The sequence below is a fragment of the Pseudomonas sp. NPDC090592 genome, assembly GCF_044769185.1.
Classification (GTDB): Bacteria; Pseudomonadota; Gammaproteobacteria; order Pseudomonadales; family Pseudomonadaceae; genus Aquipseudomonas.
This window is the reverse complement of record NZ_JBIVXJ010000001.1, coordinates 81337-102202: the sequence shown is the minus strand read 5'-3', so window position 1 is coordinate 102202 and position 20866 is coordinate 81337. Positions and strand designations below refer to the sequence as shown.

The following is a 20866-nucleotide window of genomic DNA, read 5'->3' as shown; positions in this document are numbered from 1 at the left end:
ACCCGTGACAGAGCGCTCAAAAAGCGCTCCGATTCCTGTTTGCAATAGAGGTATTTTATGGACAATCGACCACTGTTCCAAGCAAGGTGGTCCTTGGGGCCATTGGCAGCCTGTACGCTGCTTCCCATCGCTCTACTGTGTTTCTGGTTATGGCCCATTGGCCAGATCTTGTGCCTGACTTTCGACGAGTGGCTGTTCCACAGCCTTAATGCGCCACTGGCCGACAACACCACCTGGCGCTACATCTGGACCGTCGGCAGCCTGCGCCCGTTCGACATCGTCGTCGGCCTGATCCTTCTGGCAGTGCTTATCCGCGGTGACTGGGTGTTCAAGGCAGCCCAGGTTCGTCAGGCGTTTTTCGGCTTTCTGGTCACGCTACTCCTCTTAGTGGTGATTCGCGCGCTGTTTTCCAAGTGGGTGGATGCAGCCGGTTGGCAACACAAGAGCCCGTCGATGATGTTCGACGACGTGGTGCACCTGAGTGACTACTACCCGAACCTGGAGAAGGCTTGGGAGCTGAAGGACCGCTCCAGCAAGAGTTTCCCGGGTGATCACGCTTCGGTGCTGTTGATCTGGGCCCTGTTCATGAGCGTGTTCAGCCGCCGACTGGTGCAGTTTCTGGTGGTCTGGGGGCTGGCGGTGCTGTTCATGCTGCCGCGCCTGGTTGCCGGTGCCCACTGGGGGCAGGATGACTATATAGGCGGGTTGCTGATGGCGGTGCTGGCGTTGGGCTGGAGCTACTACACGCCGTTGGCGGCCAAGGGTAGTGAAGCATTGATGCGCTGGACGGCGCCTTTGTTTTCGATTGCGGCCAAGCTACCGTTGGTCGGACGATTGGCGGTGATGCGCTAGATCCCCGGGGCTGTGTGGGAGCGGGCTTGTCCCGCGAACACCGGCGAAGCCGGTGCCATGCGCCGCGTAGCCACCTTCGCGGGACAAGCCCGCTCCCACAGCGGCCCTAGCTATTCAAAGCTCCCATGCAGCTGATGAATCTGCCGCCGCTGCTTCTTGCTCGGCCGCCCATCAGTAGTCACGCCCATCGCCCCGGCCTTGCGCAACTCAGCCGCCTGTTCCCGGCGCCGCACACTCTCTTCAGTCTCTTCATACAGCGTCTGCGCCTCCGGCGCCCCACGCCGCACCACCGACAACGCCTTCACCACCACAGTGCGCTCATCGAACCCGGTGCGCAGCACAAACTCGTCACCCACGCGTGGCTCCTTGCCCGGCTTGCAACGCTCGCCCCGGCAATGCACCTTGCCGCTCTCGATCGCCGCCTTGGCCAGCGCCCGCGTCTTGTAGAAACGCGCCGCCCACAGCCACTTGTCCAGGCGAACCTTGTCGTCGTCTTCGGCTTTTTGTGCCATCCCGTTACCTCGGATTCTGTCTTTCATCGAACTGTACTACCTTCACATACGGATGCAAAAAGTCCCCGCCATGCTTACAGTTCACCACCTTATTCGCAGGGTGCGCTTCGTGAAGACATTTGACCATTTGACTGTGATCGGCCTGCGCGAGTGGGTCGCCCTGCCTGACCTCGGCGTGGCCGGGCTACGTGCCAAGATCGACACCGGGGCCAGCACCTCCAGCCTGCACGCTACCGAGGTGGAACCGTTCGAGCGCGATGGCCAGCCCTGGGTACGCTTCACTGCACACCTGGGCACAGTGGTACAACTGCGTCACCGGCGCTGCGAGGCGCCGCTGGTGAACAGAAAAACCATCAGAAGCTCCAACGGTCACGCCCAGACCCGTTATGTCATTCGCACGTCACTGGCCTTGGGTGATCGTGTGTGGGAGGTCGAATTTACCCTGGCCTGCCGCAAGAGCATGCGCTATCGCCTGCTGCTGGGCTCCAAGGCGCTGATCCACGGCCAACTGGTGGTCAACCCTGGCCTGAAATACGTACAAGACAAACCGGCCTTTCCGGCCACTCTCTCTCCTGTCACAGGTGCTGCATGAAGATCGCTGTGCTGTCGCGCAATCCGCGTCTGTATTCCACCCGCCGCCTGGTCGAAGCCGGTACCCAGCGTGGCCACGAAATGGTGGTGATCGATACCCTGCGGGCCTACATGAACATTGCCAGCCACAAGCCGCAGATCCACTACCGTGGCAAGCCGCTGGAAGGCTTCGATGCAGTGATCCCGCGCATTGGCGCATCGGTTACTTTCTATGGCTGCGCGGTACTGCGCCAGTTCGAAATGATGGGCGTGTACCCGCTCAACGAGTCGGTGGCCATCGCCCGCTCGCGCGACAAGCTGCGCTCGTTGCAGCTGTTGTCACGGCGTGGCATCGGCTTGCCGATTACCGGCTTCGCCCACTCGCCCGACGACATCCCCGACCTGATCCAGATGGTCAATGGCGCGCCGCTGGTGATCAAGGTGCTGGAAGGCACCCAGGGCATCGGTGTGGTGCTATGCGAAACCACCCAGGCGGCCGAATCGGTGATCGAGGCGTTCATGGGCCTCAAGCAGAACATCATGGTGCAGGAGTACATCAAGGAGGCCGGTGGCGCCGACATCCGCTGTTTCGTGGTGGGCGACAAGGTCATTGCCTCGATGAAGCGCCAGGCCAAGCCGGGCGAGTTCCGCTCCAACCTGCACCGAGGGGGCGTCGCCAGCCTGATCAAGATTACCCCTGAAGAGCGGATCACCGCGATTCGTGCGGCCAAGGTGATGGGGTTGAGCGTGGCGGGTGTGGATATCTTGCGTTCAAACCATGGGCCGCTGGTGATGGAGGTGAACTCGTCGCCGGGGCTGGAAGGCATCGAAGTGACCACCGGCAAGAACGTGGCCGGGATGATCATCGAGCACCTTGAGAAGAATGGCGGGCCTAATCAGACCCGGACCAAGGGGAAAGGCTGACGTAAGCCTGTGCCGGCCTCTTCGCGGCTAAAGCCGCTCACACGTACCGTGTTGGCTCGAAGCTAGCGCAGAACCTGTGGGAGCGGCTTTAGCCGCGAAGGGGCCGTTGAATCTCACACAGCATTACGCGGCAACAACAGCCCCAGCGGCAACCGCACCCGCGCCTCAATCCCGCCACCAGAGCGATTGCGCAGCTCCACATTCCCGCCATGCTGCGCCGCAATCCGCTTGACGATCGCCAACCCCAACCCGGTGCCCTTGCCGCCCCGCGCCCGGTCGCCACGAATGAACGGGTTGAAGATAGTCTCCAACTCCGACTCGTCGATCCCGGTGCCACGGTCCAGCACGCTCAGCACCACGTAAGGTGCACTCTCGTCACCCGACACATAAGCAGCCACCTCTACGCCTTTGCCAGCATGGTGCAGGGCGTTGCCAATCAGGTTGCCCAGCATGCGCTTGAGTGAAACCCGGCGCAGCGGGAAAGGCGGAATCGGCTCCAGGCAAAGGCGCACGCGCTCTTTCGGCTGGTTGTACGGCGCTACGACTTCACGCACCAGGTCCGCCAGGTCGACCTCTTCCAACGGCTCGTCCCGCCCATCGCGGATAAAGGCCAGGAACTGATCGAGGATCGCGTCCATGTCTTCGATATCGCGGACCATGTCATCACTCAAGTCGCTGTCGCTGTTCAACAATGACAGCGACAGCCGCAGGCGGGTCAACGGCGTGCGAAGGTCATGGGAAACCCCTGCCAGCATAAGCTCGCGCTCGCGCCCGGCCTGCTCGACATCCTCGGCCATCTGGTTGAAGGCCTTGTACACCTCGGTCATCTCGCTGGGCGTATCGCTGATCGGCAGGCGCACGCTGCGCCCCTGCCCCAGCTGGCGGGCGGCGAACACCAGGCGTTTGAGCGGCTGGTTCAACTGCCGCACGAAAATCCACGCCGAAGCGGTGGACAACAAACCGATGGCCAGGAACCAGCCCAGCACGTTCCAGATCTTCTGCCCGCGCAGCGGATGCGGGTACAGCGGTACTTTCAGCCAGCCGGGGCCCAGGCTTGGCGCATTCACCCACAGCGCCGGTGGCGCATGAATACGCAACCGCACCTCGGTGTCTTCGCCCAGCTCGGCCTGCATCTGCCGCTGGTAGATTTCGCTATAGGGCCAGTGCTGCTCCCCTTCGGGCACGCCCGAGCCGGTCACGCGGATCAGCCCTGCTGCTTCGGCGATCTTGTCGCGGTTTTCTTCGTCGGCAGCCCAGTAGGCGCGCAAAGTCAACGCCACACCGTGGCTGTACTGACGGTCGACCAACACATCCTCGTTCATCAGCAGGTAGACCAGGGTCAAAGCCTTGCTGAACAGGACGACGATCAGCACCAGCCACAGGGTGCGGGCGAAGAAACTGTGCGGAAACCAGAGCGGTGTTTTCATGGACGACGAGACATCATTTACCTGCGTTTCAGTCCGGCACGAACACGTAGCCCACGCCCCAGACAGTCTGGATGTAACGCGGCTTGGACGCGTCCGGCTCGATCAGGCGGCGCAGGCGCGAGATCTGCACGTCGATGGAGCGCTCCAGTGCATCCCACTCGCGGCCACGAGCCAGGTTCATCAGCTTGTCGCGGGTCAGCGGCTCGCGGGCATGCATCACCAGGGCTTTGAGCACGGCGAACTCGCCGGTGGTAAGCATGTGCACTTCGTCGCCACGCTTGAGTTCGCGGGTCGCCAGCGACAGCTCGTAGTCGCCGAAGGTGACCGACTCGTCTTCGCTGCCCGGAGCACCCGGCACTGCCGGTGCCTGGCGGCGCAGCACGGCCTTGACCCTGGCCATCAGCTCGTCCGGGTTGAACGGCTTGGCCAGGTAGTCGTCGGCACCCAGTTCCAGGCCCTTGATACGGCTGAGCTCGTCGCCTCTGGCGGTGAGCATGATGATCGGGATCTGGTTGTTCTGCTGGCGCAGGCGCTTGCACGCGGACAGGCCATCCTCGCCCGGCAGCATCAGGTCGAGCACCACCAGGTTGAACACCTCGCGCTGCAGCAGGCGGCCCATCTGCTCGGTGTTGGGCACCGCGCGGGCACGGTAGCCCTTGCTGGCGAAGAAACGTTCCAGCAGGCTGCTAAGCCCCGGGTCGTCGTCGACGATGAGAATCTTTTCACCTTCAGCGGTGGTTGCGGTGGCGGTCATGAATAACTCCTCTGATATCGCCGCGCATTATGGCGTAGCAATTGCTGCACGTTGCGTGAGCATTGTTAGCAGATTTTTCCCCGGGCGCCAGTTCCGGCTGGCCGGGCGCTATCACCGCAAGCGGTTTGCGATGGGTATAATGCGCGGCTTTCATCCAGCGCCGCCGGGCGAAAAGCCCACAGGCGACCCCCGTATTCACAAATGTCAGGTGGTTTACATGGACAGCATCAACAGCCGTATCGCCGAGGAACTGGGCGTACGCCCCCAGCAGGTCGAGGCGGCCGTGGGCCTGTTGGACGAAGGCTCGACAGTGCCTTTCATCGCCCGTTACCGCAAGGAAGTGACCGGTAGCCTGGACGACACCCAGCTGCGCCATCTGGAAGAGCGCCTGCGCTACCTGCGCGAACTCGACGAGCGCCGCGCCAGCATCCTGTCCAGCATTGAGGAACAGGGCAAGCTGACCCCGGAACTGGCCCGCGAAATCAAGCTGGCCGACACCAAGACCCGCCTCGAAGACCTGTACCTGCCGTACAAGCAGAAGCGCCGCACCAAAGGCCAGATCGCCCTGGAAGCCGGCCTGGGCGAACTGGCCGATGGCCTGTTCAACGACCCGGCCCTGGCCCCGGAGAGCGAAGCTGCACGCTTCGTCAACGCCGAAAAAGGCGTGGCCGACGTCAAGGCTGCGCTGGAAGGCGCCAAGTACATCCTGATGGAGCGCTTCGCCGAAGACGCCGCCCTGCTCGACAAGCTGCGCAATTTCCTCAAGCAGGAGTCGGTGCTCAGCGCCCGTGTGGTGGCCGGCAAGGAAGAAGAAGGCGCCAAGTTCCGCGACTACTTCGCCCACGACGAACTGCTGCGCAACGCCCCGTCGCACCGTGCCCTGGCGATCTTCCGCGGGCGCAATGAAGGCGTGCTGAGCGCCTCGCTGAAAGTGGGCGAAGAGCTGCCTGGCACCCTGCACCCGTGCGAAGTGATGATCGGCAACCACGTCGGCATCGAAAACCGCAGCCGCCCGGCCGACAAGTGGCTGGGCGAAGTGGTGCGCTGGACCTGGAAGGTCAAGCTCTACACCCACCTGGAAACCGACCTGTTCGGCGAGTTGCGCGACAACGCCGAAGGCGAGGCGATCAACGTGTTCGCCCACAACCTGCACGACCTGCTGCTGGCCGCACCGGCCGGCCCGCGTGCCACCCTGGGCTTCGACCCGGGCCTGCGCACCGGCTGCAAGATCGCCGTGGTCGATGCCACCGGCAAGCTGCTGGACCACACCACGGTCTACCCGCACGCGCCGAAGAACGACTGGGACCGCACCATTTCTATCATGGCCGCGCTGTGCGCCAAGCACTCGGTAGAGCTGATCGCCATCGGCAACGGCACCGCCAGCCGCGAAAGCGACAAGCTGGTCGCCGAGCTGGTGAAAAAGTACCCAGCGCTGAAAATCACCAAGATCATGGTCTCCGAAGCCGGCGCGTCGGTGTACTCGGCATCTGAACTGGCCGCCCGCGAGTTCCCGGACCTGGACGTTTCGATCCGTGGCGCCGTGTCGATCGCCCGCCGCCTGCAGGACCCGCTGGCCGAGCTGGTGAAAATCGACCCGAAATCCATCGGTGTCGGCCAGTACCAGCACGATGTGTCCCAGCTGAAACTGGCACGCGGCCTGGACGCCGTGGTCGAGGACTGCGTGAACGCCGTGGGCGTGGATGTGAACACCGCCTCGGTGGCGCTGTTGACCCGTATCTCTGGCCTGAACGCCACGCTGGCACAGAACATCGTCGCCCACCGCGATGCCAACGGCCCGTTCGCCACCCGTGCGGCGCTGAAAAAGGTCAGCCGCCTGGGTGAAAAAACCTTCGAACAAGCCGCCGGCTTCCTGCGCGTGATGAACGGCGACAACCCGCTGGACGCTTCTGCAGTGCACCCCGAAGCCTACCCGCTGGTGCAACGCATTGCTGCCGACACCGACCGCGACATCCGCTCGCTGATCGGCGACAGCAGCTTCCTCAAGCGCCTGGACCCGAAGAAATTCACCGACGAGTCCTTCGGTCTGCCAACCGTCACCGACATTCTGCAAGAGCTGGACAAGCCTGGCCGTGACCCGCGCCCCGAGTTCAAGACCGCCACCTTCCAGGACGGCGTCGAAGACCTCAAGGACCTGGAGCCAGGCATGATCCTCGAAGGCGTGGTGACCAACGTCACCAACTTTGGTGCCTTCGTCGACATCGGCGTGCACCAGGACGGCCTGGTGCACATCTCGGCGCTGTCGGAGAAGTTCATCAAGGACCCGCGTGAAGCGGTCAAGGCCGGCGATGTGGTCAAGGTCAAGGTCATGGAAGTGGACATCCCGCGCAAGCGCGTAGGCCTGTCCATGCGCATGAGCGACACCCCGGGCGAAAAGGTCGAAGGCAACCGCGGCGGCAACCGTGGCAATGGCGGCAACCGTCAGCAGCAGGCCCCACGCCAGCGTGAAACTGCCACTGCCGCACCGGCCAACAACGCCATGGCCTCGCTGTTCGCCAACGCCAAGCAGTTGAAGAAGAAGTGATGGACGTACCACGCGAATACGTCGAAAGCGCCTTCAGCCAGCTGCTGGGCTGCCGCCTGCAAAGCCTGGAAACAGGTGTTGCCGAAGTGGCCCTGCCGCTCGAACCGCATTTGCGCAACCGGGGCCAGAAGCTGCACGGCGGGGCGATCTTCAGCCTGGTGGACATCGCCATGGGCCTGGCCTGCTCGGCCAGCCATGGCTTTGACCAGCAAAGCGTCACCATCGAGTGCAAGATCAACTACATGCGTGCCGTGAGTGACGGCGAAGTGGTGTGCACTGCCCGTGTGCTGCACGCCGGGCGGCGTACCCTGGTGGTCGACGCCGACGTAGTCCAGGGCGACAAACTGGTGGCGAAAGCGCAAGGAACCTTCGCGGTTCTCTAGCTCACCAAGCAGTATCTGCGGTATTTTCAGCAGTGCGCTGGCACTGCTGGAACCGCGTAAACCAGGCGACAACGCCAGTTCCTTTCTTCCTACCCTTGTAGACCGTTATCTCTACCCCCATATTGGGGCGACTGACGCGTGAAGGAATACATCTTGAGCGACCTCCTCAACCGCCGCCTGAGCCTGCTCGGCGCCAATCTCCCCCTGCTCAAGCAGTGCCTGCACGGTATTGAGCGCGAATGCCTGCGCGTGACCGATGAAGGTCGCCTGGCCCAGACCCCGCATCCGCAAGCCCTGGGATCGGCGCTGACCAACGAGCAGATCACTACCGATTATTCCGAGTCGCTGCTGGAGTTCATTACCCCAGCCCTGCCCGACCCGGCCAAGGTGCTCGAAAGCCTCGAACAGACCCACCGTTTCGTCTACAGCAAGCTGGGCGACGAATACCTGTGGAGCCCGTCGATGCCGTGCACGCTGCCGGCCGAGGAGGACATCCCGATTGCCGAGTACGGCACCTCGAACATCGGCAAGCTCAAGCACGTCTACCGCAAGGGCCTGGCCCTGCGCTACGGCCGTACCATGCAGTGCATCGCCGGTATCCATTACAACTTCTCGCTGCCCGAAGCCCTTTGGCCTCTGCTGCGCGAAGCCGAAGGCAGCACTGAAGACAACCGCGACTACCAGTCGTCGGCGTACATCGCGCTAATCCGCAACTTCCGTCGCTACAGCTGGTTGCTGATGTACCTGTTCGGCGCGTCGCCAGCGCTGGACAAAGGCTTTTTGCGTGGCCGCCCGCACCAGCTCGAAGAGCTGGACGCCGAAACCCTGTTCCTGCCCTACGCCACCAGCCTGCGCATGAGTGACCTGGGCTACCAGAGCAACGCCCAGGCCGGCCTCACGCCGTGCTACAACAACCTGGCCAGCTACACCGACAGCCTGCGCAAGGCGGTGGGCACGCCCTACCCGCCTTACGTGGAAGTCGGCACGCACGTGGACGGCGAGTGGGTGCAGCTGAACACCAACATCCTGCAGATCGAAAACGAGTACTACTCGAACATCCGCCCCAAGCGGGTCACCTACACGGGCGAACGGCCAATTCAGGCCCTGACCTCGCGCGGCGTGCAGTATGTGGAAGTGCGTTGCCTGGACATCAACCCGTTCCTGCCCGTGGGCATCGACCTGACCGAGGCGCGCTTCCTCGATGCGTTCCTGCTGTTCTGCGCGCTGGAAGACAGCCCGCAGCTGGACAATGGCGAATGCAGCCAGTGCACCAGCAACTTCCTGACCGTGGTCAAGGAAGGCCGCCGCCCAGGCCTGAAGCTGCACCGCGACGGCCAGCCGATCGGCTTGAAAGACTGGGCCAGCGAGCTGATCGAACGTATCCGGCAATTGGCCGACCTGCTCGACCAGGCTCAAGGCGGTGATGAGCACGCCAAGGCACTGGATGCACAGCAGGCCAAGGTTGACGATACCTCGCTGACACCGTCGGCCCAGGTGCTGGCACGCATGACCGAACACGACGAAACCTTCGTCCAGTTCTCCCTGCGTCAAAGCCGGATCCACGCCGAAACCTTCCGCGAGCAGCCACTGAGCAACGAGCAGCAACAGACCTTCGAAACACTGGCCCGCGACTCGCTTGCCAAGCAATCGGAGCTGGAACAGGAAGAAGTCGGTGACTTCGACCTGTTCGTCGGCGCCTACCAGGCTAGCATCCTGGCCATCAGCAACTGATGAACCGCACCGTCACCCCGCGCAAGCCGCGCGCCAGCAGCCAGGCCAGGATCGAAGCGATCCTGGCGGCTGCACGTGAGCTGCTGGCCGAACACGGGGTGGCGGCGCTGTCCATCTACAGCGTGGCCGAGCGGGCACAGATTCCGCCGTCGTCGGTGTATCACTTTTTCGCCAGCGTGCCGGCGTTGCTGGAAGCGCTGACTGCCGACGTGCACCGGGCGTTTCGCGAGGCACTGGGCGCCCCCATCGACAGCAGCATGTTCAGCACCTGGCACGAGCTGTCACGGCTGATCGAAGAGCGCATGCTTGAGATCTATAACGGCGATGCCGCAGCGCGGCAGTTGATCCTGGCCCAGCATGGACTGAGTGAGGTGGTGCAGGCCGACCGGCAGCACGACATGGAATTGGGCGACTTGATGCACAAGTTGTTCGACCAGCATTTTCACCTGCCGGTGATGCCGCTGGACGTGGACGTGTTCGCGCTGGCCATGGAGCTGAGCGACCGGGTGTATGCGCGGTCGGTGCAGCTGCACGAGGCGATCACCCCGCGCATGGCCGAGGAAGGCAAGCGGGTGTTCGAGGCGTATCTGGGGCTGTATTTGCCGCCGTTTCTGGCCAAGCGTTCCGACTGAGATTATTGGGGCCGCTTTGCGCCCCTTCGCGGGCTCGCCCGCTCCCACATGGTCCTGCGTAAAGCGGCAAAATGTGGGAGCGGGCGTGCCCGCGAAGGGCTGCAAAGCAGCCCCAATATCGAGCAGCACCATCACAGCTTGGCGATAGACACTTCAGTCGACTTCACGAAGGCAATCACTTCGCTGCCCACCTGCAGCTCCAGCTCCTTCACAGAGCGGGTGGTGATGACCGAAGTCACAATGCCCGAGGCAGTCTGCACGTCGATTTCCGACAGTACCGGGCCTTCGAGGATTTCTTTCACGGTGCCTTTGAACTGGTTGCGCACGTTGATGGCTTTGATAGTCATGATGTAATTCCTTCTCTATGGCTTCTGGGATTCAGTGAGCCCAACGCAACTGCGTGGGCAGAGGGGCTACAGGGTCCGGCTCGGGCGCAGTACCCGGGGCCGACAGAACACGGTTGAGCACTTCGCCTTCCAGCGCGGCCAGGCGGTGCGAACCACGCGCCCGGGGCCGTGCCAGGTCGACAGTGAGGTCGAGCCCGACCTCGCCGTCCTCGATCAGGATCACCCGGTCAGCCACGGCTACTGCCTCGCTGACGTCATGAGTAACCAGCAGCACGGTGAAACCATGCTGACGCCACAGGCGTTCGATCAGTTGCTGCATCTCGATCCGGGTCAATGCATCCAGCGCACCCAGCGGCTCGTCCAGCAGCAGCAGGCGCGGTTGGTGAATCAGCGCACGGGCCAACGCCACACGCTGCTTCTGGCCACCCGACAGTGCCGCTGGCCACTCATTGGCGCGGTCGGCAAGGCCAACCGCCTCGAGTGCATCCAGTGCTCGTGAACGCCAGTCGCCAGAAAGGCCCAGGCCTACGTTGTCGATCACCTTCTTCCACGGCAGCAGGCGTGCGTCCTGGAACATAAGGCGGGTTTCTTCACGGGCCTCTTCCAGCGGCGCAGCGCCGGCCAGCAGCTGCCCGGCAGTAGGCCGGTCGAGCCCGGCCAGCAGGCGCAGCAGGGTGCTCTTGCCGCAGCCGCTACGGCCAACAATGGCGACGAACTGACCAGCCGGGATGTGCAGGTCGATACCTTTCAACACTTCGCGCTGGCCAAAGGCCTTGCGCAGGCCGTTGGAAGCCAGCGGGATGCCACGCAGCAGGCGTGGCGGCTGTTCCTTGAGCACGGTCATGCGCCCTCCTTCCTGGCCACTTGATAGGCCGGGTGCCAGCGTAACCACACACGTTCCAGGCCGCGGGCGGCGAGGTCGGCGAGCTTGCCGAGCACGGCGTACAGGACAATGGCCAGTACCACCACGTCGGTCTGCAGGAACTCACGGGCGTTCATTGCCAGGTAACCGATGCCGGCGTTGGCCGAAATGGTCTCGGCCACGATCAAGGTCAGCCACATGAAGCCCAGTGCAAAGCGCACGCCCACCAGGATCGAGGGCAGCGCGCCCGGCAGGATTACCTGGCGGAAAAGGCTGAAGCCCGACAGGCCGTAGCTGCGTGCCATTTCCACCAGCGCCGGGTCGACGTTGCGGATGCCGTGGTAGGTGTTCAGGTAGATCGGGAACAGCGTGCCCAGCGCGACCAGGAAGATCTTTGCCGACTCGTCGATACCGAACCACAGGATCACCAGCGGGATCAGCGCCAGGTGGGGCACGTTGCGGATCATCTGCACCGAGCTGTCGAGCAGGCGTTCGCCCCAGTTCGACAGGCCGGTGATGAAGCCCAGCACCAGGCCGATGCTGCCGCCGATGACGAAGCCCAGGCCGGCACGCCAGCCACTGATGGCCAGGTGGGTCCAGATATCACCGCTGCGTACCAGCTCGACACCGGCGCTGACCACGGCGCTGGGTGCCGGCAGGATGCGCGTCGACAGCCAGCCAGCGCTGACCGCCAGTTGCCAGGCTGCCAACAGCAGTACCGGCAGCGCCCACGGCGCCAGGCGCTGGGACAGGTTGGAAGAAGTTGCACGACTCATGGCCCGGCCCTCAGCTCTGCGACACGGACTTGGGCAGGATGTCGTTGGCCACCATCTCGCCAAACGGGCTCACATAGCCGCCGCTTTTCGGTTGCTCCGGGCGCTGTACGTCGAGGTGCGGGAACAGCAACTCGGCAACCCGGTACGACTCTTCCAGGTGTGGGTAACCCGAGAAGATGAAGGTATCGATCCCCAGATCGGCGTATTCCTTTACCCGTGCAGCCACAGTCGGGCCATCACCCACCAGGGCGGTGCCGGCGCCGCCGCGGACCAGGCCAACGCCTGCCCACAGGTTAGGGCTGACTTCGAGGTTGTCGCGGTTGCCGCCGTGCAGGGCAGCCATGCGTTGCTGGCCCACCGAGTCGAAGCGCGACAGCGAGGCCTGGGCACGGGCAATGGTGTCGTCGTCCAGGTGCGAGATCAGCTTGTCGGCGGCGGCCCAGGCTTCTTCGTTGGTTTCACGCACGATCACGTGCAGACGAATACCGAAGCGCACTTCACGGCCCTGCGCAGCTGCCTTTTCGCGCACCTGGGCAATCTTTTCGGCAACCGCTGCGGGTGGCTCGCCCCAGGTCAGGTACAGCTCGACCTGTTCGGCGGCGAGGTCCTGGGCGGCTTCGGACGAACCGCCGAAATACAGCGGTGGGCGTGGTTGCTGAATCGGCGGGTAGAGCAGCTTGGCGCCCTTCACCTGAATGTGCTTGCCGTCATAGTCGACGTTTTCACCTTCCAGCACCTTGCGCCAGATACGGGTGAACTCGACCGAGGCTTCGTAGCGCTCCTGGTGGTTCAGGTGCAGGCCATCACCGGCCAGCTCGTCCGGGTCGCCGCCGGTCACCAGGTTGAACAACGCGCGGCCATTGGACAGGCGGTCCAGGGTGGCTGCCTGTCGGGCCGCCACGGTCGGCGAAATGATGCCGGGGCGCAGGGCGACCAGGAATTTCAGGTGCTGGGTAACGGGGATCAGCGACGCGGCCACCAGCCAGGAATCCTCACAGGAGCGGCCGGTGGGGATCAGCACCCCGCCGAAACCAAGGCGGTCAGCGGCCTGGGCGATTTGTTGCAGGTACCCGTGGTCAACCGCACGCGCACCATCGGAAGTGCCCAGGTACTTGCCGTCACCGTGGGTTGGCAGGAACCAGAAAATGTTAAGGCTCATTGGAGTTGTCTCCTCAAGGGTGGCTCAGCCAGGGCGGTGCCCCGGCACAGGCGAATCAATCAAGGCGCGCTAGCGACCTTGGCCGGGGGTGTCCAGATCACGTCCTTGATGCTCAGCGGCTTGGGTATCAGCTTGAGCGCCTGGAAGGTGTCGGCGATTTTCTGTTGTGCGGCCACGACCTCGGGAGTCAGCGGCGCGGCGCCGTAGCCTTGGCGTTTGACCGAGGTCAGGGTGATGTCGGCGGGCAGGCCGAGCAGCGGTGCAACCTGATCGGTCACCTCCTGCGGGTTGGCCTGGGACCACTCGCCCACGGCGCGCACTTCTTCGATCACGGTGTTGATCACCGCCGGGTGCTGGGTCGCGTAGTTGCGGGTGGCGAGGTAGAACTGGTGGTTGTCGACCAGGCCCTTGCCGTCACGCAAGGTGCGCGCTTGCAACTGTTGCTCGGCGGCAGCCTGGTACGGGTCCCAGATCACCCAGGCATCGACGCTGCCACGCTCGAAGGCGGCGCGGGCATCGGCCGGAGGCAGGTAGACCGGCTGGATATCGCTGTACTTGAGGCCGGCGTCTTCCAAGGCACGGACCAACAGGTAGTGCACGTTGGAGCCTTTGTTGAGGACGACTTTCTTGCCCTTGAGGTCTTTCACCGACTGGATCGGCGAGCCCTTCGGCACCAGGATCGCCTCGCTGTGCGGCGCAGGCGGCTCGTAGGCCACATAGAGCAGATCGGCGCCGGCAGCCTGGGCAAACACGGGCGGGGTCTCGCCGGTAACGCCAAAATCGATGGAACCGACGTTCAGCCCTTCAAGCAGCTGCGGGCCGCCGGGGAATTCGGTCCACTGCACCTGTACGCCCTGCTCGGCCAGGCGCTTTTCCAGCGTGCCCTTGGCCTTGAGCAGCACCAGGGTGCCGTATTTCTGGTAACCGATACGCAGGCTTTCGGCCTGGGCTTGAGTGATGGCGCCGAAGGACACAGCCGCCGCAAACAGGGCGACCAGACCGCGACGCAAGAAGACTGTGCGCATGGCGCTCTCCTGTGCGAATGAGGTTCGGGTTGCACCTGCTTGCCTCGTTGTCGGGCTAGTAAGGTGGTGAAGCGGGTTGTGCCGGTCAGATGCTCCAGCGGGCGCTGATCAGGCGTTCATTCAGTACGCCGGGGGCCACGGGGCGTGGCCGGCGGGCCAAGGCAACGTGGAAGGTTTCCAGCGAGTCCAGCAGGCGTTCTTCCAGCGCCGGTACCAATTGCGCGGGCTTTGCGCCTTCTGCGTAAGCTACCTGGCTGTCGTCGGCAAAGATCCCTTGCAGGGTCTCTTGTGCCTTGAGTGCCGACAGCACGGGTTTCAATGCGTAATCCACCGCCAGCATGTGGGCGATGCTGCCGCCGGTGGCGATTGGCAACACGATCTTGTGGGCCAGGGCGCGCTCAGGCAGCAGGTCGAGCAAGGTTTTCAGTGCACCGGCAAACGACGCCTTGTACACCGGGGTGGAAACGATCAGGCCATCGGCCTGGGCTACCAGCTGCTGGAAGTGCTGCACATGCGGGCTGTCGAAACGGGCGTGGAGCAGGTCTTCGGCGGGGAAGTCCCGTACCTGGAACGTCACGACCTCGACGCCTTGGTTCTGCAGCCACTGGCGCGAACGCTCCAGCAACACGCCGGAGCGTGAACGAGGGCTTGGGCTACCACCGATTGATACCACCAGCATTGCAGCGCTTCCTTGTGTTCTGTTGGGAGTGACATTAACAGTCACCGCATATATCTAGAAATCATATTTTTTCATTTGGTTATTCCATTTTGATTTCATGTTCCAGGCCTATTCGCGGGCATGCCCGCTCCCACAGTGGCCGCGCAAAGCTTGAGAGCTGCGCTATCCCTGTGGGAGCGGGCGCGCCCGCGAAGAAGCCCACACAGTTCTTACAGGCATAAAAAAGGGCCGTCGAAACGGCCCGAAAATCCCTGCTTGGCTAAGAGCAATGCAACGAGGAATCCATTAACGATTGGGCTGCGGGGTCAGCCGCAGATAGGGTTTGACCGCCCGGTAACCTTTGGGGAAGCGCTGCTTGATCTCTTCCTCGTCCTTCAACGAAGGCACGATCACCACTTCGTCACCGTCCTGCCAGTTACCCGGCGTGGCGACCTTGTGGTTGTCGGTCAGTTGCAGCGAGTCGATTACCCGCAAAATTTCGTTGAAGTTGCGCCCGGTACTGGCCGGATAGGTGATGGTCAGGCGCACCTTCTTGTTCGGATCGATCACGAACAGCGAGCGCACGGTGAGGGTGTCGCTGGCGTTCGGGTGGATCAGGTCGTACAGGTCGGAGACCTTGCGGTCAGCGTCGGCGATGATCGGGAAGTTGACCACGGTGTTCTGTGTTTCGTTGATGTCCTCGATCCACTTGTGGTGCGAGTCGACCGGGTCTACCGACAGGGCAATGGCCTTGACCCCGCGCTTGGCGAAATCGTCCTTGAGCTTGGCAGTCAGGCCGAGCTCGGTGGTGCACACCGGGGTGAAGTCGGCCGGGTGGGAGAACAACACCCCCCAGCTGTTGCCCAGCCACTCGTGGAAGCGGATCTTGCCTTCGCTGGAATCCTGTTCGAAATCGGGGGCGATATCGCCGAGTTTGAGGCTCATGGGCTGCGGCTCCTTGGCTGGGTTCTGTAGCGTATGGGTTCAATGTGCCTGCGTTTGGTTAAAAACAAAAAGAATAAATGACGATTTATTTATAACCACAGGGCATACGAATGTGCAGGCACAAAAAAGCCTCGCACTAGGCGAGGCTTCTTGTTCAGCTACGGCTTACAGGAAGTTGTAAGTGTAGTTCACGATGAAGCGAGTTTGATCCTTATCGACCGGAGCTTCACCCTCACCACGGTAGATACCATGACGCAGGCTGGCACCCAGGCCCTTGAGGGTACCTTCCTGGATTACATAGTCGATGCGGGCGTCACGTTCCCACTCGTGGTAAGTACCATTACCAGAGAAGTTACGAATGTCCGTACCGCGCAGGTAAGCGACCGAAGCCTTCAGGCCAGGCACGCCAGCCTGAGCGAAATCATAGCTGTACTGACCGAAGGTGGTGTTGGTACCAGCACGGGCAAACTGGTTGATCATACTATCGGTGAACAGGTAGAAGCTTGCGCCACCAGCACCTTCTGGACGGCCATTGCTATCAGTTACCGAACCTTGGTTCAGCCAGACGAAACCACCGTCATCACTGACCTGTTGATGACCCAGCATCAACGCATGGCCGCCCAAGGTGTAGGTGAACATGGCAGACCAAGTCTTGTTGTCGACCTCGCCATTGTTTTTGCGATAGCCACCGTTGTTGTTGAAGCTGTATTCGCCAGGGCCGTTCTTGCCATCGCTGCTGCTGTCGAAGTAGCGCAGGTCAGTTTTGAACGATTGGTCATCGGAAATCTTGAAGACATGGGTAGCACCCAGGAAGTGCTGTTTGTAGAAGTCTTTCAGATTCGAGTAGTAGTACTGCAGTGTCAGGTCAGGAGTGAGCTTGTAGTCCAGACCACCGTAGATGAACTTGTTGCTGTCGGCAGTTGCACCGTTGACCGACAGGCCAGTGCGGTTGCTCGAAGCACGACCCATGGCATGGGTCAGCTGGCCGGCATTGATGGTCAGGTTGTCGATTTCTTTCGACTGGATGGTGCCACCTTCAAAGGTTTGCGGCAGCAAACGACCATCGTTGGAGACCAGAATCGGCAGGTTCGGTGCCAGCGCGCTACCGAAGTGAGCTTCAGTTTTGGAGAAGCGGGCCTTGGCATTACCACCGATACGAGCCCACTGGCTCACTGCGGAGCCATCGGTGTCGCTCGGGAAGAAGGTGCTGCTATTCGGATGTTTGCCGCGGCCGCCGTCGAGATGAATTCCCCACAGAGCTTGTACGTCAACGCCGAAGCCTACGGTGCCTTGGGTGAAACCGGAAAGGTAGTCGAGCTTGAAGCCCTGACCCGACTCACGGTTGTCAGCACCACCTTCGCGGTTATCGTCATTGAAGTACATGGTGCGCGAGCTGAGCGACAGTTTGCTGTCTTCAACGAAACCGGCAGCGCCTGCTGTTTGGGCGAAAACCCCCAGTGCCACGGCCACGGCCAGGCTGGACTTATACATGTTTTGCTCCTCTACGTTCTAATTCTTGTGTATCTCTGGCGGAGGGGTCTGCTGCCCCGCTCACCGTGGATTGGCGATTTAGTCCCAAAGCGTGACCATTAAGTCAATCGTTTCTAAACGTTTCGCGACTTTGGTCTAAGACGCCACCTGCGCTACAGGATAATGACAATCCTATAAATCCAAAATGACCGTTTTGTGAATTGATAAGATTTTTACGGAATATGGTTGGAACCTTTACTGCCATTCGTTGTAGCAGACCAGCGATTAATAACTTTTGGTTATTTGCAAACGTTTGCTCATAACCTAATAACGTATCGTTCTATAGGGACGAAAAAGCCTAGCAGTTAGCTCTGATTTCGCCATTCGTCCATGTGCGCCTCACTCGGTCCCTGTAGGAGCGGCCTTGTGTCGCGATGGGGTGCGAAGCGCCCCCCAAAAATCTCAGCTGCGCCGCAGATAGTGCCGGGGCCGCTTTGCGCCCCATCGCGACACAAGGCCGCTCCTACAAGGGATCGTGTCAGGCATCAGGTCGTTAAAGCATTTGGCTCCTAAGCTAATGCAAAAAAGTTATTTATTTGTAAATTCTTAGATCATTTAGTCTTCTCGCCATCCATCACACCGATTGCCTGACGAGAGGTTCACCATGATCCCGCACGCTCCGCTGCGCCTGTTCGCCGCCCTGACCCTCGCCGGCACCAGCTGGTTTGCCCAGGCTGCCGACCTTACCGTGGCCTACCAGACCACGGTCGACCCCGCCAAAGTGGCGCAGGTAGACGGCGACTACGAAAAAGCCAGCAAGGCCAGCATCGACTGGCGCAAGTTCGACAACGGCGCAGACGTGATCACCGCCGTGGCCAGCGGCGATGTGCAGATCGGCTACCTCGGCTCCAGCCCGCTGGCCGCAGCGGCCACCCGCAAGCTGCCGGTCGAGACCTTCCTGATTGCCACACAGATTGGCGCTGGCGAAGCACTGGTCGCCCGCGACAGCATCAAGACTCCGCAAGACCTGATCGGCAAGAAGGTCGCCGTGCCATTCGTTTCCACCGGCCATTACAGCCTGCTGGCCGCCCTGAAAAGCTGGAACATCGACCCTTCCAAGGTACAAATCCTCAACCTGGCACCACCGGCCATCATTGCCGCCTGGAAGCGCGGCGACATCGACGCCACCTACGTGTGGGACCCAGCCTTGGGCGTGGCCAAGGAAAACGGCAAGGTGCTGATTACCTCGGGCGACCTGGCCCAGAAAGGCGCGCCCACCTTCGACGCCTGGATTGTGCGCAAGGACTTCGCCGACAAACACCCAGAGGTGGTCAAGGCCTTTGCCAAGGTCACCCTGGACGCCTACGCCGACTACCGCAAAGACCCGCAAGCCTGGCTGGCCGACAAGGCCAACGTAGACAAGCTGGTGAAGCTGTCCGGCGCCAAGGCCAGCGACATCCCGGTACTGCTGGAGGGCAACGTCTACCCACTGGCCGCCGACCAGGCCAACGCCCTGGGCGCACCGACCACCCAGGCACTGACCGACACGGCCAACTTCCTCAAGCAGCAAGGCAAGGTCGACGCCGTGCTGCCGGACTACTCGCCGTACGTCAGCGCCAAGTTCCTTCCAAACTGATCCGGAGCCCGTCATGGCCTTGCTCGAACTGGAGCGCATCAGCGCACAGTACCCTGGCGCCAGCACCCCGGTGCTGGCCGACATCAACCTGAGCCTGGGGCCGCGCCAGTTGCTGGTGGCCCTGGGGCCTTCCGGCAGCGGCAAGACTTCGCTGCTGAACCTGATCGCCGGTTTTGTCGCCCCCAGCGGCGGGCGCATCACCCTCGACGGCGTGCCCGTGCAAGGCCCCGGTGCCGAGCGCGGCGTGGTGTTCCAGGACGATGCCTTGCTGCCGTGGCAGAACGTGCTGGGCAATGTCGCCTTTGGCCTCGAACTGGCCGGCGTACCTCGCGCCAAGCGCGAAGCCAAGGCCCGTGAAATGCTCGCCCTCGTCGACCTCGATGGCTTCGGCGAGCGGCGCATCTGGCAATTGTCCGGTGGCCAGAAGCAGCGCGTAGGCCTGGCCCGCGCACTGGCGGCCGACCCTCGGGTATTGCTGATGGACGAACCGTTTGGCGCCCTCGATGCCTTCACCCGCGAGCAGATGCAAGAACTGCTGTTGCAGGTGTGGCAGCGCACCGCCAAGCCGGTGTTCCTGATTACCCACGACATCGAAGAAGCCGTGTTCCTCGCCAGCGAGCTGGTACTGCTGGCCCCCAACCCGGGGCGTGTGGTGGAACGCCTGCAACTGGACTTTGGCCAGCGCTATGCCGCGGGTGAATCAGCTCGGGCGATCAAGTCCGACCCCGCCTTTATCGAGACCCGCGAGCATGTGCTGGCGCGGGTGTTCTCCCAACGCCAGAACCTGCAGGAGCGCGCATGAGCAGCCTGGACCTGCCGGTTGCCGGCAAACACCAAGCCCAAACCCGGCCTGTTGCAACAGCACGACGCCAGCTTTCTACCCGCTGGATCAGCACCCTGACGCTGGCCAGCCTGCTATTGACCTGGTGGCTGGTGACGGCCGCAGGCTGGATCGAGCCGCTGTTCCTGCCTTCGCCGGGCAACATCCTGGCCAGGGCCTGGACCCTGCTGACCCAGGGTTACATGGACGCCAGCCTGTGGCAGCACCTGGGCGCAAGCCTGGGCCGTATCGGCCTGGCGCTGGTAGCCGCGACCCTGACCGCGATACCGGTCGGCATCGCCATCGGCTACAACCGCGTGGCCCGCGGCATCCTTGACCCGCTGATCGAGTTTTACCGCCCTATCCCACCATTGGCGTACCTGCCGCTGATCGTCATCTGGTGCGGCATCGGCGAGCTGTCGAAGGTGTTGCTGATCTACCTGGCGATCTTCGCCCCCATCGCCATCGCCACAGCCACCGGCGTGCGCACGGTCGACCCGGCCAGGCTGCGTGCAGCGCAGTCGCTGGGCGCCACCAAGGCCCAGCTGATCCGCCATGTGATCCTGCCCAGCGCGCTGCCCGACATCCTTACCGGTATCCGTATCGGCCTGGGGGTCGGCTGGTCGACCCTGGTGGCCGCCGAGCTGATCGCCGCCACCAGCGGCCTGGGCTTCATGGTGCAGTCGGCGGCACAATTCCTGGTCACCGACGTAGTGGTGCTGGGCATCCTGTTGATCGCCCTGATCGCCTTCGCCCTGGAAATGAGCCTGCGTGCCCTGCAACGCAAACTGGTGCCCTGGCACGGGCAGAGCCACTGATTGCCGACTGACCACGCCGGCAA

Annotated in this window: 21 protein-coding genes; 10 read left to right on the top strand and 11 right to left on the bottom strand. The window is 62.4% G+C overall.

Features of this window, described 5'->3' with window-relative positions; all coding sequences use genetic code 11:
• The first annotated feature begins 57 nt into the window (after positions 1-57).
• The gene (locus ACIQUI_RS00470) at positions 58-852 is read left to right on the top strand and encodes a phosphatase PAP2 family protein (RefSeq protein WP_403194068.1); all 795 of its coding nucleotides are present in this window, start codon (positions 58-60) and stop codon (positions 850-852) included.
• 110 nt (positions 853-962) lie between these two features.
• On the opposite strand, the gene ACIQUI_RS00465 is transcribed toward ACIQUI_RS00470, so the two are convergent.
• Entirely contained in the window at positions 963-1364 is a 402-nt protein-coding gene (locus ACIQUI_RS00465; protein ID WP_403194408.1) for an RNA-binding S4 domain-containing protein, read from the bottom strand.
• 109 nt (positions 1365-1473) lie between these two features.
• Between ACIQUI_RS00465 and ACIQUI_RS00460 the strand changes: the two genes are divergently transcribed.
• Both ACIQUI_RS00460 and rimK read left to right on the top strand, forming a co-directional pair.
• Positions 1474-1956, top strand: coding sequence for an ATP-dependent zinc protease (locus tag ACIQUI_RS00460; RefSeq protein ID WP_328825613.1), 483 nt, complete (start codon positions 1474-1476; stop codon positions 1954-1956).
• A complete protein-coding gene (gene rimK, locus ACIQUI_RS00455) occupies positions 1953-2858 on the top strand; it encodes a 30S ribosomal protein S6--L-glutamate ligase (RefSeq protein WP_012316721.1) in 906 nt (301 codons plus the stop codon). The genes ACIQUI_RS00460 and rimK overlap by 4 nt, the downstream gene beginning before the upstream one ends.
• A 113-nt stretch (positions 2859-2971) precedes the next feature.
• On the opposite strand, the gene ACIQUI_RS00450 is transcribed toward rimK, so the two are convergent.
• The gene (locus ACIQUI_RS00450) at positions 2972-4285 is read right to left on the bottom strand and encodes an ATP-binding protein (RefSeq protein WP_403194065.1); all 1314 of its coding nucleotides are present in this window, start codon (positions 4283-4285) and stop codon (positions 2972-2974) included.
• Positions 4286-4313: 28 nt separating this feature from the next.
• The gene (gene ompR, locus ACIQUI_RS00445; RefSeq protein WP_403194062.1) at positions 4314-5039 is read right to left on the bottom strand and encodes a two-component system response regulator OmpR; all 726 of its coding nucleotides are present in this window, start codon (positions 5037-5039) and stop codon (positions 4314-4316) included.
• 217 nt (positions 5040-5256) lie between these two features.
• Here ompR and ACIQUI_RS00440 point away from each other — a divergent pair, with 217 nt between their 5' ends.
• The 4 genes from ACIQUI_RS00440 to ACIQUI_RS00425 all read left to right on the top strand — a co-directional run bounded on the left by ACIQUI_RS00440 (position 5257) and on the right by ACIQUI_RS00425 (position 10327).
• Complete coding sequence (locus ACIQUI_RS00440) at positions 5257-7581, top strand: Tex family protein (RefSeq protein ID WP_403194059.1); 2325 nt, start codon at positions 5257-5259, stop codon at positions 7579-7581.
• The gene (locus tag ACIQUI_RS00435; RefSeq protein ID WP_403194057.1) at positions 7581-7964 is read left to right on the top strand and encodes a PaaI family thioesterase; all 384 of its coding nucleotides are present in this window, start codon (positions 7581-7583) and stop codon (positions 7962-7964) included. The genes ACIQUI_RS00440 and ACIQUI_RS00435 overlap by 1 nt, the downstream gene beginning before the upstream one ends.
• Before the next feature lie 153 nt (positions 7965-8117).
• Positions 8118-9695, top strand: coding sequence for a glutamate--cysteine ligase (gshA, locus tag ACIQUI_RS00430; RefSeq protein ID WP_403194055.1), 1578 nt, complete (start codon positions 8118-8120; stop codon positions 9693-9695).
• Positions 9695-10327, top strand: a complete 633-nt coding sequence (locus ACIQUI_RS00425) for a TetR/AcrR family transcriptional regulator (protein ID WP_403194052.1) — start codon at positions 9695-9697, stop codon at positions 10325-10327. Before gshA ends, ACIQUI_RS00425 begins: the two co-directional genes overlap by 1 nt.
• Positions 10328-10458: 131 nt before the next feature.
• Here the strand turns inward: ACIQUI_RS00425 and ACIQUI_RS00420 are convergent, their stop codons facing one another.
• The 8 genes from ACIQUI_RS00420 to ACIQUI_RS00385 all read right to left on the bottom strand — a co-directional run bounded on the left by ACIQUI_RS00420 (position 10459) and on the right by ACIQUI_RS00385 (position 17590).
• Entirely contained in the window at positions 10459-10674 is a 216-nt protein-coding gene (locus ACIQUI_RS00420) for a molybdopterin-binding protein (RefSeq protein ID WP_008095172.1), read from the bottom strand.
• 31 nt (positions 10675-10705) lie between these two features.
• Positions 10706-11518 carry an aliphatic sulfonates ABC transporter ATP-binding protein gene (gene ssuB, locus ACIQUI_RS00415; protein WP_403194049.1) on the bottom strand — a complete coding sequence of 271 codons (813 nt, stop codon included), beginning with the start codon at positions 11516-11518 and terminating at the stop codon, positions 10706-10708.
• Positions 11515-12312 carry an aliphatic sulfonate ABC transporter permease SsuC gene (ssuC, locus tag ACIQUI_RS00410; RefSeq protein WP_403194046.1) on the bottom strand — a complete coding sequence of 266 codons (798 nt, stop codon included), beginning with the start codon at positions 12310-12312 and terminating at the stop codon, positions 11515-11517. The genes ssuB and ssuC overlap by 4 nt, the downstream gene beginning before the upstream one ends.
• Positions 12313-12322: 10 nt before the next feature.
• Positions 12323-13471 (bottom strand): FMNH2-dependent alkanesulfonate monooxygenase, encoded by a 1149-nt coding sequence (ssuD, locus tag ACIQUI_RS00405; RefSeq protein ID WP_403194044.1) that lies wholly within the window; start codon positions 13469-13471, stop codon positions 12323-12325.
• A gap of 59 nt (positions 13472-13530) precedes the next feature.
• Entirely contained in the window at positions 13531-14496 is a 966-nt protein-coding gene (locus ACIQUI_RS00400; protein ID WP_012270043.1) for a sulfonate ABC transporter substrate-binding protein, read from the bottom strand.
• 85 nt (positions 14497-14581) lie between these two features.
• Positions 14582-15175 (bottom strand): NADPH-dependent FMN reductase, encoded by a 594-nt coding sequence (gene ssuE, locus ACIQUI_RS00395; protein ID WP_403194040.1) that lies wholly within the window; start codon positions 15173-15175, stop codon positions 14582-14584.
• A gap of 285 nt (positions 15176-15460) precedes the next feature.
• Positions 15461-16099, bottom strand: coding sequence for a peroxiredoxin (locus tag ACIQUI_RS00390; protein ID WP_016497546.1), 639 nt, complete (start codon positions 16097-16099; stop codon positions 15461-15463).
• A gap of 165 nt (positions 16100-16264) precedes the next feature.
• Positions 16265-17590 carry an OprD family outer membrane porin gene (locus ACIQUI_RS00385; RefSeq protein ID WP_403194038.1) on the bottom strand — a complete coding sequence of 442 codons (1326 nt, stop codon included), beginning with the start codon at positions 17588-17590 and terminating at the stop codon, positions 16265-16267.
• A 643-nt stretch (positions 17591-18233) separates the two neighbouring features.
• Here ACIQUI_RS00385 and tauA point away from each other — a divergent pair.
• Genes tauA through tauC form a run of 3 tightly spaced genes read left to right on the top strand, consistent with a single transcriptional unit; the run spans position 18234 to position 20843 of the window.
• Positions 18234-19205 carry a taurine ABC transporter substrate-binding protein gene (tauA, locus tag ACIQUI_RS00380; protein ID WP_403194035.1) on the top strand — a complete coding sequence of 324 codons (972 nt, stop codon included), beginning with the start codon at positions 18234-18236 and terminating at the stop codon, positions 19203-19205.
• Between the two features lie 13 nt (positions 19206-19218).
• The gene (gene tauB, locus ACIQUI_RS00375) at positions 19219-20007 is read left to right on the top strand and encodes a taurine ABC transporter ATP-binding subunit (protein ID WP_391128525.1); all 789 of its coding nucleotides are present in this window, start codon (positions 19219-19221) and stop codon (positions 20005-20007) included.
• Positions 20004-20843, top strand: a complete 840-nt coding sequence (gene tauC, locus ACIQUI_RS00370; protein WP_403194033.1) for a taurine ABC transporter permease TauC — start codon at positions 20004-20006, stop codon at positions 20841-20843. The genes tauB and tauC overlap by 4 nt, the downstream gene beginning before the upstream one ends.
• Positions 20844-20866: the final 23 nt, after the last annotated feature.